At 35.4% G+C, this 13,522-nt stretch carries 12 protein-coding genes and 1 riboswitch; of the genes, 6 read left to right on the top strand and 6 right to left on the bottom strand.

Going from position 1 to position 13,522, the window contains the following annotated elements; all coding sequences use genetic code 11:
• Positions 1-82: 82 nt before the first annotated feature.
• Entirely contained in the window at positions 83-1,378 is a 1,296-nt protein-coding gene (locus ACFPM4_RS01290) for an NCS2 family permease (protein WP_382346749.1), read from the top strand.
• Between the two features lie 162 nt (positions 1,379-1,540).
• Here ACFPM4_RS01290 and ACFPM4_RS01285 read toward each other — a convergent pair whose 3' ends face one another.
• The 4 genes from ACFPM4_RS01285 to ACFPM4_RS01270 form a co-directional block, all read right to left on the bottom strand.
• Complete coding sequence (locus tag ACFPM4_RS01285) at positions 1,541-2,260, bottom strand: YebC/PmpR family DNA-binding transcriptional regulator (protein WP_382346746.1); 720 nt, start codon at positions 2,258-2,260, stop codon at positions 1,541-1,543.
• Between the two features lie 104 nt (positions 2,261-2,364).
• A complete protein-coding gene (locus tag ACFPM4_RS01280; RefSeq protein ID WP_382346743.1) occupies positions 2,365-3,381 on the bottom strand; it encodes an ABC transporter permease in 1,017 nt (338 codons plus the stop codon).
• On the bottom strand, positions 3,378-4,322 hold the full coding sequence (locus ACFPM4_RS01275) for an ABC transporter ATP-binding protein (RefSeq protein WP_382346740.1): 945 nt from the start codon (positions 4,320-4,322) through the stop codon (positions 3,378-3,380). The genes ACFPM4_RS01280 and ACFPM4_RS01275 overlap by 4 nt, the downstream gene beginning before the upstream one ends.
• A 2-nt stretch (positions 4,323-4,324) precedes the next feature.
• On the bottom strand, positions 4,325-5,485 hold the full coding sequence (locus ACFPM4_RS01270; RefSeq protein WP_382346737.1) for a COG1470 family protein: 1,161 nt from the start codon (positions 5,483-5,485) through the stop codon (positions 4,325-4,327).
• 152 nt (positions 5,486-5,637) lie between these two features.
• On the opposite strand from ACFPM4_RS01270, the gene ACFPM4_RS01265 reads away from it, so the two are divergent.
• Positions 5,638-6,240, top strand: a complete 603-nt coding sequence (locus ACFPM4_RS01265) for an RNA polymerase sigma factor (protein ID WP_382346734.1) — start codon at positions 5,638-5,640, stop codon at positions 6,238-6,240.
• The gene (locus tag ACFPM4_RS01260) at positions 6,221-6,898 is read left to right on the top strand and encodes an anti-sigma factor domain-containing protein (protein ID WP_382346731.1); all 678 of its coding nucleotides are present in this window, start codon (positions 6,221-6,223) and stop codon (positions 6,896-6,898) included. Before ACFPM4_RS01265 ends, ACFPM4_RS01260 begins: the two co-directional genes overlap by 20 nt.
• Before the next feature lie 12 nt (positions 6,899-6,910).
• On the opposite strand, the gene ACFPM4_RS01255 is transcribed toward ACFPM4_RS01260, so the two are convergent.
• Positions 6,911-8,197 (bottom strand): MFS transporter, encoded by a 1,287-nt coding sequence (locus ACFPM4_RS01255; protein WP_382346728.1) that lies wholly within the window; start codon positions 8,195-8,197, stop codon positions 6,911-6,913.
• Positions 8,198-8,340: 143 nt separating this feature from the next.
• Positions 8,341-9,333 carry a zinc-binding dehydrogenase gene (locus ACFPM4_RS01250; RefSeq protein WP_382346725.1) on the bottom strand — a complete coding sequence of 331 codons (993 nt, stop codon included), beginning with the start codon at positions 9,331-9,333 and terminating at the stop codon, positions 8,341-8,343.
• Positions 9,334-9,484: 151 nt separating this feature from the next.
• A riboswitch (cobalamin riboswitch) is annotated at positions 9,485-9,665 on the top strand.
• Between the two features lie 136 nt (positions 9,666-9,801).
• Here ACFPM4_RS01250 and ACFPM4_RS01245 point away from each other — a divergent pair.
• The 3 genes from ACFPM4_RS01245 to ACFPM4_RS01235 are packed head-to-tail and all read left to right on the top strand — an operon-like array spanning position 9,802 to position 13,504.
• The gene (locus ACFPM4_RS01245) at positions 9,802-12,060 is read left to right on the top strand and encodes a ribonucleoside-diphosphate reductase subunit alpha (protein ID WP_382348124.1); all 2,259 of its coding nucleotides are present in this window, start codon (positions 9,802-9,804) and stop codon (positions 12,058-12,060) included.
• The gene (locus ACFPM4_RS01240) at positions 12,045-12,497 is read left to right on the top strand and encodes a flavodoxin (RefSeq protein ID WP_382346722.1); all 453 of its coding nucleotides are present in this window, start codon (positions 12,045-12,047) and stop codon (positions 12,495-12,497) included. The genes ACFPM4_RS01245 and ACFPM4_RS01240 overlap by 16 nt, the downstream gene beginning before the upstream one ends.
• Positions 12,464-13,504 carry a ribonucleotide-diphosphate reductase subunit beta gene (locus ACFPM4_RS01235; protein ID WP_382346719.1) on the top strand — a complete coding sequence of 347 codons (1,041 nt, stop codon included), beginning with the start codon at positions 12,464-12,466 and terminating at the stop codon, positions 13,502-13,504. The genes ACFPM4_RS01240 and ACFPM4_RS01235 overlap by 34 nt, the downstream gene beginning before the upstream one ends.
• Positions 13,505-13,522 lie beyond the last annotated feature (18 nt).

The raw sequence follows: 13,522 nt of genomic DNA, 5'->3' as shown, positions 1-13,522 counted from the left end.
CTATTCTTGCTGACGAAGAACGTTGACACAAATTGGTCAACGTTTTTAATGTATTTCCTTTATAGAATAGGAGTTAATCTTGATGCGCAATTTTTTTCAATTTCATGAACGTAATACAACTTATAAGAAAGAGACACTTGCTGGAATCACCACGTTTCTTTCCATGGCCTATATCCTAATCGTAAATCCTATTATTTTAAGTCAATCAGGAATGGATAAAGGAGCTGTTTTTACAGCGACTGCATTATCTGCTATCGTTGGTTCATTATTAATTGGTATACTAGCGAACTACCCGATAGGTATTGCTCCTAGTATGGGCCTAAACTCATTCTTTACGTTTTCTGTCTGTATTGGAATGGGGATTGAATGGCAAATAGCATTAACAGGTGTATTTGTTGCTGGTATTATCTTCATGATTTTAAGCTTTATGAAAATTCGAGAAAAAATAATTAATGTAATTCCAAAAGATCTGAAACATGCGATTGCAACAGGAATTGGTTTTTTTATTGCTTTTATCGGTTTTAAGAATGCTGGTATTGTTGTTTCAAACAATGATACATTTGTTGCGATCGGAGACTTGACCTCTCCTGCAACAGCTTTAGCCTGCTTTGGTTTCATGATTACAATCATTATGTTAGTAAGAGGAATTAATGGTGGGATTTTTTACGGTATGGTCATCACAACCATTATCGGGATGTTCTTTAAATTAATCGAAATTCCTACTTCGATTGTCGGTGATATTCCTAGTTTAAAACCAACTTTCGGTGTTGTTTTCATTCATCTAGATGATATTTTCTCACCCGAAATCATAGCTGTAATTTTCACATTTTTAATCGTAGCCTTTTTTGATACGGCGGGTGCATTAATTGCAGTAGCTAGTAAGACCGGCTTAATGAAAGATAATAAAATACCTAATGCTGGGAAAGCCCTTGTTGCTGATTCTACATCAGGTGTACTTGGGGCGATCTTTGGGACATCTACTACTGCTTCATTTGTTGAATCAACTGCAGGAATTGCGGTCGGTGGACGTACTGGTTTTACTTCTATTATTATTTCCATTTGTTTCTTTATTACACTATTTTTCTCCCCTTTACTTTCCGTCATAACGGAAGAAGTAACTGCGCCAGCTTTAATTATTGTTGGCTCATTAATGGCAATGGAAATTAGTAAAATTAACTGGAGTAAATTAGAGATTGTTATTCCAGCATTCATCATTATTATTATGATGCCTTTAACGTCTAGTGTTGCTACAGGGATCGGCTTAGGTTTTATCCTATATCCATTAACTCTTATTGCTCAAAAACGCTTTAAGGAAATACATCCAATTATGTATGTTTTAGGGGTATTATTTATATTATATTTTGCATTTGTTGCTTAATAAAAAAGCTCTGTTAAACTCTGTTGTTGATTTTCGCTCCTGTACACTCGCTACAATCAACTAAGTTGTTAACAACAATGAACTTTAACAGAGCCAATAAAAAAAGGAGCTGTTCAAACAAGTCAAATTCAATGACTTTATTTGGACAGCTCATTCTTCTTATTATTCTCCTAAGTCCACGTTGTGGTAGACTTGTTGAACATCTTCTAGGTCTTCTAATGCGTCAATAAGCTTCTCGAATTGAGCTTGTGACTGTTCGTCTAGCGTAACCTCATTTTGAGCTAGCATGGTAATTTCAGCTACTGTAAAGTCTGTGATACCTATCTCTTTAAAACTTTCTTGTATAGCATGGAATTGATCAGGTTCTGCATAAATAATAACTGCATCATCTTCTTCAATGATATCGCGAGCATCAATATCAGCTTCCATAAGAATTTCTAGTACCTCATCTGCAGTTTTACCTTCGATTCCGAACACAGCTGTAGAATCAAACATATATGCAACTGATCCACTAACACCCATATTACCGCCATTTTTCCCAAATGCTGCTCGAACATCAGACGCTGTACGATTTACATTATTCGTTAAAGCATCAACGATTATCATCGATCCATTTGGTCCAAAACCTTCATAGCGTAGTTCATCAAAGTTTTCTTCTGAACCACCTTTTGCTTTCTCAATCGCACGATCAATAATTGCCTTTGGCACACTATACGTTTTTGCACGCTCTAGTACAACTTTCAATGCACGATTAGATTCAGGATCTGGTTCTCCTTGTTTCGCAGCGACATATATTTCTCGACCAAACTTGGCATAAATACGACTAGTATTCGCATCTTTTGAAGCTTTTTTCTCTTTAATATTGTTCCATTTACGTCCCATAAAGAACACTCACTTTCAAATTTGAATCAGCCCCCTAATTTTAATATAAAAATAGGTGATTCATCAACTTTTCTTTTGAAAGTGAGTGATTTTAGAGAATTTTACTAGCTTCGAATTTCTTTACGCATAAATGAAGCATATGAAATGCCAAAACATATTAATGTTGCAGCTATGAGTGCAATTAGCTGTGGAGTAATTATTAATAAGCTTTGACTTAGTGGTAAAGCACTTGGTAAAGCACCAACTAATTGTTCCATCGATAATGGACCTAATGTTCTAATTGATGGTGAAAGTAACACCATCGTTGCCTCACTAAATAAATAACTTGGTGAGAATCGGGATAAATTTGCAATTAATTCTTGATTTGCCGTTACCTGTTCAATTGCTTCCCCATTATAAATAGAATCTCCAATCAATTTAACAATCATCGAATAGAACACAGTGAAAAACAACCATATCGCGATACTGCTTAGCGCAGATGTTGCAGCCTGTTTAAACCTAATCGAGAACAATATCGATAAGTTAACCCAAAATGCAATATAACAAATACTAAGAATGATGAAGCTGAATATACGTAAAAATTCCTCTGGAGTTGGTGGTATGCCAATCATAATAATGCCGAGACCTATTACTAAAAATCCAAGTGAAAATAACAACGCACTAATTATTAAAATGGATGAAACAAACTTTGCGTTAATAATGTAATCTCTCGGTATTGGTTGCGACACCACTCTGCTTAAAGTGCCTTTATTATATTCAGAATTAACCGCATCGAAGCCGAGTGCAATTCCCAATAATGGTCCAATAAAACTAACAAACTCATAAAACGCAGGTAATGTTCCATTAGGATCACGTATAGTAAATAGTTTTAAAAATAAGAAAGCATCATCTGTTGTTATTTCTGCTGCAACTTCGCGTATGCCACTTAATGCAGTATATAATGACCCAAAACATGTAAGAGCTAATAAAATCACTAATATAATAACTCGCCAACTTGACACGTGATCTGAAGCTTCCTTCTGTACTAAAACCCAGAAAGGATGAATAGAAGAGTTAGTCCTCTTTAACTTAGGCTCATCTTTCTTTGATTGAAATAAATTTATTTTTTGAATGATTTTCACCTTTCTCCAGCTCCCTCAAAATAGCGCTGATAAATTTCATCCAATCCGACTTTTTCTTGTGATAGTGCTGTCAAATTGCTTCCTGATGAAATAATAACATCAATAATTTGTTGTAGAGTTGAATCCTCTTTACTTAATAGAGTTATCTCTTCTTTATCAAACGCTAACTTTTCTACTCCAGGCAACGTTTGTATCCGCTCTATAATATCTTCAGTAATCGGAGTTGCACTTACTTTTATTTGTTGCCCCTCTTCCCCAAACAGTTGCTTTGCAAGTGATTCAACTGTACCTTTTGCTAGCAACTGTCCGTTTACAAATAATCCAACACGATCACAAATTTGCTGAACTTGGTGAAGGTGATGCGAGGAGAGCATTACTGTAAGCCCATTCTCCTTACTTAAATTTCGAATAAGCTGAAGTAGTTCCTTCACCCCTTTTGGGTCAATCCCCAGAGTAGGTTCATCCAGAATAATCACTTCTGGGTCTTTAATAAGAACATCAGCTAGTCCCAGACGCTGTTTCATACCTCGTGAATAAGTACCTGTTTTTTGATTTGCTGCATAAGTAAGTCCAACTTGTTCTAGTAATTGTAATGCTTTCTCCTTACCAGCAGCTCGACTTTGCCCATTTAGGGTAGCTGTTATTAATAAGTTTTCTAATCCAGTACGATTTTCATAAAAACCAACCTGGTCTGGTAAATATCCAACTTTTCTTTTAACCTCAATTGGTTCTTTCGTTGAATTGTATCCACAAACGGTTACACTACCATCTGTTGGTTCGGATAAACCTAAGAGCATTAGAATAGTCGTTGACTTTCCAGCACCATTAGGTCCTAACAAACCAAATATTTCCCCTTTTGTTATGGATAAGTTTAGACGGTCTACCGCAACTTTTTCACCATACTTTTTTGTTAAACCTTCTATAGTAATAATCTCATCCATTCTTATCTCCTCCCATATTTACGGATAAGATAAAAAATGCCTCCGATTACAGCTAGAATAACTAATACTCCAACCCAGCCCCAGACTAGGGATGTTTTTACTGACATACGGAATTGAGCATCAGCAGTAGCTTCTGGCGCACTAGCTGTCATTTCAACAACGTAATCACCTGCAACAGCCTTACTATTCGCAGTGATTTTTGCATGAACAGTAGCAGTCTTACCAGGTTCTAGAGCGTTAATTTTTGCTGGTTCAAACTCCACATCCCAGCCCTCTGGTTTATTTGCATTTAAATTGACATCATTAATTGGTGTTGTACCTGTATTCTTTACAACAAGTTCAACTTTTGTATCTTTTCCAGCTGTAATATTCTCACTTAGTTTTCCGGAAGGAGTCGTTAACTCTAATCCAAAAGATCCTGTAATAGCAGCCTCTAATACTATATCACCTGATGTGGAATCATTTGTTGCTCTAATCGGTATTTGGTACGTATCAGCTTCAGCTTGTGCTGGAGGTGTAACAACAATTGTTACATCTTGGTTCTTATTGGAATCAACCGTTACAGACGTAACACTTTTACCACTTACCTTGAAATCTACACCCCAACCTCTAGGAGCACCTGCAATAAGTGCGTATGTTTGTTCACTACCTGTTCTATTTGTTAATTTCGCTGAGTATTCAAATGATGAGTCTGCATGTCCTGTTAGATTTGTTTGTTCAGATGTCCACTCAGTTTTAAACGTTCCTTTTTCTGTAACTACAACTTCCATTGGCAATTCACGTTTAATACCACTTGTAGATTCTGCAACCGCTTTAAATTTATATGTTCCTTTTTCGATTTGAAGTGGAACTCTTAAGTTTACTGAAATTGTATCCGTATCTCCTGGTTTTACTGATAATTCATGGAGATTCCAACCACCTGCAGTTAAAGAATAATCCCATCCTTCTTTAATACCTTGTAATTCAATATTGATATGTTGAATAGATGATGAATTATTAATTACATCAAATGTATAGGTAATTGATTCTCCTGGTGTTACGGATATTCCCGTATAAGGAGTATGCAACTCAATTGGCTCAGCTGCATAAGCACTTTGCAACGGGAATATTAGCGATGTAAATAATGCTAATAGAATGATAGATTGTAAAACTTTTTTCAACATAACATGTTCCCCCTAAATATATTCTTTATACTCTGTACGCACGAAAACTATTTTTGGATTTATATTTTGACAAATTTTTTAATAAGGGTTTTAAATTTTTATAATCTTTGATAAAAATAGAGTATAAATAGAATTGTATGGGCGGTGAAAAAATGGTGAGGTTTTCAGAGGATGGCCATTATTTATTGGAACAAATAGAAAATGGATCACAGGAAGCATTTGAAATGTTCTACGATCGTTATCATAGCTTCGTTTTTTCTATTGCCTATAAAGTATTACAAAAGGAACAAGAAGCAGAAGATATTTGCCACGATATTTTTATTGAAATCAGCAAGAAAGCGTCTACATACGAAAAGTCAAGGGGAAGTATTGAAGCATGGCTTGCGATTAGGACGAGAAGTAGATGTCTAGATTTAATAAGGAGAAGAAGAGAATTACTTACAGGCGATATTAATGAAGAAAGAGAAACATCCCTTCCTTCCCATCAGTTATCTGTGGAAGATAAGGTAATAACCAGATTTGAACAACAATTAATATATAAAGCTCTAAAAAAACTACCTCTTCCTCAACAAAAAGCTATTTACGGAAGTTACTTTAACAATTTCTCACATCGTGAACTTGCAGAAAAACTAAAAGTTCCACTAGGTACTGTTAAATCTCTTGTACGATATGGAATAAAGAATCTACGTAAAGAACTGCAGCAATCTAAAAGCTTTAATTCATTGGGAGGAGATGATGATAAACATGATATGTAATCATTGTACTGATGAAGAAATGCTTGATTTTATACTTGGCAAACTAGGTAACGATAAAAAAATATATGTAAATAAATGCATACATGAATGTGATTACTGTTACTCTCAATATGTTGGATGGAAATCAGACGTTCTAGTAGAGCCAATTAGGCAACCTTCTTCCAAACTAAAGGAGCGAGTATTAAACACATATAAGAAACAAGATCGAATCAAATTCGAGAAGAAAAGAAATCCATTAGTACTAACACCAACAATTGGAGCAATGATAGTTGCAGCACTATTATTTCTCTTTTTCCAATATGAATCACCTGCTAATAAGAACCATTTAACAAATACAGCTGATGCTGCAGTATATGAATTAGAGACAGAACGAACAGGTATGAAAAATGGATATGTAATGATTGGCAAACAAACTGATGCGTTTTATTTCTCTGTAGATGGGCTTCAACCTATTGCGAATAAAGATTACCAAATATGGGTAAATGGACAACATGATGCTGGGATTATTCGTGTCATGAACGGAAATGGCCAAGTATACGTAAAAAAACGACCACAAGAAGTAATGGAATACCTTCTAATAAGCATCGAACCTAAAGGTGGTAGTCCATACCCTAACGCAGAAAATTCCACCTTAATAAAACTAAAAACTAAATATTAACAAAGAGGACACCTATGAAACTTTGGTGTCCTCTCCTTTTTCAACCAAAACAGTATGGTCATTATTAATACTCTTAAATACAAAATAAAAATAAGTTGACGCAATAAAATATAGAATACAAGTAATAGAGAACACAAATGCATACCCATGATATGCACCATATGTAGCAACAAGCCCCATCGATATCGGTCCCATAAACGCCCATCCTAATTGAAATACCATTTGATTGACCGAATTCGCAAATCCTTTAACTGAATTATCGACTTTCCCCATCATCAGGGACATTTGAATCGGATTACCTGCATTCATTAACGCCTGTCGAAATAGAAACCCTATTGTTGCAAGTATCAAATTATTCGTAAATGCTGTTAAAAGTAAAAAAGGCAAAGAAGCCATTTGAAGAAAGACTACAGCTTTAACTTCCCCAATTTTCCTTACTACCGCTGGTCCAATAAACATAGCAATAGCTGTTGCTGCTTGCCCTAAAGCAATAATGAAACCAATCGACGAATTGGTGGCTTGAAAACGATCAGCAAAATACAAGTTAAGATAAGGAATCACTAGGCCTGACCCTAGTCCTATAACCAATTGAGCAATGGCAAATAATGTGATGATTTTAACGCTTGCCTTCTGATTCTTTAATTTTCGCAATATATTTACTTGCAATTCTTTTTTAACCGTTTGGTTTCTACTTATCTTTTCATCTATTCTTCCAATCGGTACAATCCCTAATAGAAAGATGACTGCACCTACTATTAATGTTAGCCTAATGCTAAAAATCGGTGTGAACACTGTACCAAAAATATCAGTCATTACACCACCAGATAAATTCCCTATTACATTAGCAGCGGTCATCAATCCCGAATGGAGTGCAAAAAGTTGTATTCGTTGTTTTGGTAATGAATTTTCCGCAAGAATTGGAATCATTGAAACTTGAATTAACGCTTGAGTGAGCCCAGTAACAAATGCAGCACCTACCAAAAATAATGCTGGTTCAATCAAACTCCTAGTTATAAGAGAACAACCAGTTAAAATGATACCAAACAGAATTAATTTCTTTCGCCCAAACTTATCACTAAACAAACCCGCAGGTATTAAAATCAATGCCGTTGCTAATGCGGTCATTGAAATAACTTTACCGTTTAATTGATCTGGGTAACCTAGCTCCCGGATATAAAAGTTATATATCACCATAAAAATCCCTAGACCAATCTGAGTTAAGACATTTCCATATATTGTATTCCTTACATTTGAACTGCATTTTTGCCATTTAGACCAAACCCCAAAACTCCATGACATACGATGTATCCTCCACAAAGTATTTCGCAACACTAAATAATAATACTTCGGGAGTCGAAAAATGTAAACAATAAACACTTTATTACTTTCCACATAAAAGAGGTCGAGACAAAGGAATATCATTTTGTCTCAACCTCTTTATCTTATTTTATTACGAAACCAATTTTCCCAAATTGATTTGCTGCTTCTAAGCGTTCAAATGCTTTCTGATAATCACTCAATGGGTACATTTTGTCCATAACTGGTCTTATTTCATGTTTTTCCATAAAATTAATTAATGCAGTTAACTCCTCTGCACTTCCCATTGTAGATCCTAGTAAATTATATTGACCATAGAAAAAATCACGGAGATTGAACTGGACAATATCTCCCGCTGAAGCTCCAAAAATAACAATCGTTCCTCCACGTTTTAACTGATGAAGTGATTTATCAAAGGTAGCAGCACCAACTGATTCAATTACTTTGTCTACTTTCTCACCTGCAAGTTGTAAATCCCAATCTCCATTACTATCAACTGCTTTACCTGCTCCAAGTTCGAGTGCCTTAACTGCCTTTTCAGTTGAACGGGATGTAACATACACATTCGCACCTACCACTTTTGCAAATTGAAGTATGAATGTCACAACTCCGCTTCCTACTCCAGGTAGCAATAACGTTTCACCTTCTTTTATGTTTGCTCTAGTAAATAGTGCCCGATATGCTGTTAAGGCAGCCAATGTAAATACTCCAGCTTCCTCCCAAGTTAAGTAGCTTGGCTTTGGAATTGCATTTTCAGCTGGAATAATAATTTTCTCTGCAAATGTCCCATGCCCAGGTAAACCAATAAGATCAAAGTTTTCCGGAGGTGCAGGGCTTTCTTTTTCCCAATGGAGTCCAGGATTGATAATAACTTCATCACCAACTTGTACATTTGTAACATCTTCTCCTATTGCTTCAATAATACCAGCTCCATCAGAACCAATAATTAATGGTGGATCTGTTGGTTTATGGCGATGGAGAACAAATAAATCCCGATGATTTAATCCGGCAACTTTTAATTTTACTTTTACCTCACCATTACCTGGATTTTTTTCTTCCATATCTCGATAGGTTAATCCATTTATTCCAGCTATTTTTTCATGTACAACTGCTTTCAAGCGAATCCCTCCCCTATATTATTACATTGTAACATTGCTAGATACATTCTGAGTTGAATGATGCTTTTTGTATTGCCAAATTTTATCTCACATGCTAATATGTAAATCGAACACAATATTTAGTTATTTTTAACAAAAGCAAATACAATATGTTGATCTTACGATATAAGGTGCCTATAAAAGGCTTAATAGGGAATCCGGTGTAAATCCGGAACTGTCCCCGCAACTGTAAATGTGGACGAACGGAGTAACCACTGCATCAATTGAGATGTGGGAAGGTCCTAGTAGAATGAAGCATAAGTCAGGAGACCTACCATATATTGTCTGAGTTTCAATTCTTCGGGGATTTGAGAAGATGAAACGATAGCGAAAGTTTTCTTGTCTTTATTTTCCCTATCGTTTGATCTGCTCCATTCCTGGGGCAGATTTTTTTTATGAAAATATGAAAGGGTGTATCCATTGTCTACAATGATTACAAAAGAAAAAGGAAATAGAAATCTACCGTTTGATGAACAAAGACTAATTTCATTTATTAACAATGTTGTATCTATTAATTCATCAGATTTTAATGAAAAAGTTTTACGGAGTATAAAAGCAAAAGATGAAATCAAAGCAGAACAAATAACCTCCCTATTAATAAAAACCGCATTAGAAAATGTGGACGAAGTGAATACGGAATGGTCCTATGCAGCTGCAAGAATTTATTTACGTGATTTGTATAAAAAAGCGAGTCAAAATCGAGCATATGATCAAGAAATGAAATATGGAGATTTCTATGGTTTACTCAAGACATTGGCAGGTATGGGGATTTATTCGCATCATATCCTTCAAAAATATTCTCGCCAAGAAATCATAGAATTTGCTAGTTTAATAGAACCTGAACGTGACTTATTATTTGATTATATCGGCTTACATACATTAGCAACTAGATATCTTGCTACCGACCACGAAAAAAATGTGTATGAGCTCCCTCAAGAAAGATGGCTAGTGATTGCACTTCATTTAATGCAAGATGAACCAAGAGAAAAACGCTTTGAACTTGTGGCTGAAGCATATTGGGCACTATCTAATTTATATATGACGGTAGCTACTCCAACTTTAGCAAATGCAGGACTTGCACATGGACAACTCTCTAGTTGTTTCATTGACACTGTAGAAGACTCATTGATGGGAATCTATAACAGTAACACAGATGTAGCAAGACTTTCCAAAGATGGCGGTGGAATTGGCGTATATATGGGTAAGGTTCGAAGTCGTGGGAGTTCCATTAAAGGATTTAAAGGTGCGTCATCCGGAGTTCTGCCATGGATTAAACAACTTAACAATACTGCAATTAGTGTCGATCAGTTAGGTCGTAGAAAAGGAGCAATTGCTGTCTATCTTGATGTGTGGCATGCAGATATCCTCTCCTTCTTAGACTTAAAATTAAATAACGGTGATGAAAGACAACGTGCTCATGATATCTTTACTGGAGTATGTATTCCAGATCTTTTTATGGAACAAGTAGAAAGACGTGGGGATTGGTATTTATTTGACCCGCATGAAGTTAAAAATGTAATGGGATTTGCTCTTGAGGATTACTTTGATGAAACAAAAGGAAATGGTACTTTTCGTAAAAAATATGAAGAGTGCATTCAGAATAATGAATTAAGGAAAACAAAAATTCCAGCGATCAAAATTATGGCCAGGATTATGAAATCTCAATTAGAAACTGGTACTCCGTTCATGTTTTACCGAGATGAAGTAAATAGAAAAAACCCTAATAAGCATAAAGGCATGATTTACTCTAGTAACCTATGTACAGAAATAATGCAAAATATGTCTCCGACAATACAATATGAAGAAATAATCGACGGAGATACGATCATTACGTATAAAAAGGCCGGTGATTTTGTTGTTTGTAACCTCTCCTCTATTAACTTAGGTAAAGCTGTTCCTGATAATGTGCTAGAACGACTAATCCCTATCCAAGTAAGAATGTTAGACAACGTTATCGATTTAAATACGATTGATGTAAAACAAGCAATGAGGACGAATAAAAAATATCGCGCAATTGGGTTAGGGACTTTCGGTTGGCATCATTTGTTAGCTTTAAAAGGTATTAAGTGGGAATCAAAAGCTGCAGTGGAGCTCGCAGATAATTTATACGAAAAAATTGCCATGTTATCAATAAAAGCAAGCATGGAATTAGCGAAAGAAAAAGGATTTTATCCAACATTTTCAGGCAGCGAGTGGGATACTGGAGAATATTTTAGTCAACGCGGCTATTTTGAAGGTGAAAATGCTAGTAATTGGAAAGAAGTTGCACAAGATGTTAAAGAATTTGGAATTCGGAACGGTTACTTAATGGCAGTTGCACCTAATTCTAGTACTTCTGTTATTGCAGGATCAACTGCAAGTATTGATCCTATTTTCAAACCTTTCTATTATGAGGAGAAGAAAGATTATAAATTACCTGTAGTTGCACCAGATTTAGATCATTATACGTACAATATTTATCGTCGTTCTGCATATATCGTTGATCAAAGATGGTCTATATTACAAAATGCTATAAGACAAAAGCACATTGACCAATCGATTTCTTTTAACTTTTACGTGCCAAATACAATCAAAGCTCAAATTATGCTTGATTTACATTTACAAGCCTGGGAAGCAGGATTAAAAACAACATATTACGTCCGATCAACTGCGTCGGATATTGAGGAATGTGAATGGTGCGAATCTTAATCTGTTATGCAAGTTTCAGTGGAAATACGCAAGAGGTTGCAAAAATAATGATGGATAAGCTTACATTGGATGGACATGAAGTAAGTTTGTATCGAATAGGATCTGGACAAATTCCAGATCCTCGCCAATACGATGTTATGTTTTTAGGCACCTTTACATGGGGAAAAGGTGCAACACCAATAGATGTAAAGGATTTTGTATATGAACTTGGATATAAACCACCGAATATTTACGTTTTTGGAACAGGTGATACACAGTTTGGTGGTGACCAATTATTTTGTTTTGCAACTGTCAAATTAGCAAAGTTTTATCAATCTACTTATCCCCCATTAAAAATCGAGCAAAGTCCTAGGGGTTTTCAAGAAATGAAGGTTATTGAATGGACGGAAGGAGTAATGAAACATTGTCAACAACACTTAGGAAAGTTAGTGTATTAGAACCAGTAAATCCAAATAAGTCAACCGCCCTTTTTGGAGGGAAAGCTAGTGGAATACTCAATTGGAATGATATTGCATATCCACATTTTTATCAGCATCGCGAACAAATACGAGCTTTGTTTTGGCGTGCTAGTGAAGTAGATATGACACATGATATTAAGCAATTCCCAACATTATCAATAGAAGAACAAGATGCATTTTTAAAAATAATTGGTTTACTTGCTACCTTAGATGGACCACAAACAGATATCGCAGCTAGAATAGCTCAATTCGCAACTGATCCATCAGTCAAATCTATTATGGCAACGATTGCTGATCAGGAAAGTGAACATAACCATAGTTATGCTTATGTACTCTCTTCGGTCACTACATTACAAGATCAAATTGAATCATTTGAAACAGGTAGAGTAGATAAAGTACTACTAGAGCGTAATCGAAGAATAGTTGAAGTATATAATGAATTTGCTATAAACCCTACTATTCATACCGTCTTAAAAGCAATGGTCTATACATCATTATTGGAAGGATTATTCTTTTATTCCGGATTTGCATTCTTTTATAATTTAGCACGCAACCAAAAAATGGTAGGTACATCTACAATGATATCATATATTAATCGGGACGAGCTTCAGCATGGACGTTTTATAAGCGAATTATTCCGTGCAACACTTGCAGAAAACCCAGAATATAATACAGAAGAATTTACAGAGTGGGTATATGATCAATTTCGCCATTCCGTCGAACAAGAAATTCACTGGAGTCATTATGTATTACATGCAATAGACGGGATTGATCTAATAGAGATGGAAGGGTATATTAAATATCGTGCCAATAAAATGCTTCGCCTACTTGGATTAAGTGATATATATGAGGAGCACACAAAAAATCCTATGAAGTGGATCCGTGCTTATGTTGATAATTTTGACGGGACAAAAACAGACTTCTTCGAACAAAAATCACGTCAATATACGAAAACGAGTGATTTAAATGGATTTGATGAGTTATAATGCAAACAAAAAACTGCC

The sequence above is a fragment of the Lederbergia graminis genome (assembly GCF_042655485.1).
Classification (GTDB): domain Bacteria; phylum Bacillota; class Bacilli; order Bacillales; family Bacillaceae_C; genus Lederbergia; species Lederbergia graminis.
This window is presented reverse-complemented; position numbering and strand designations above follow the sequence as displayed.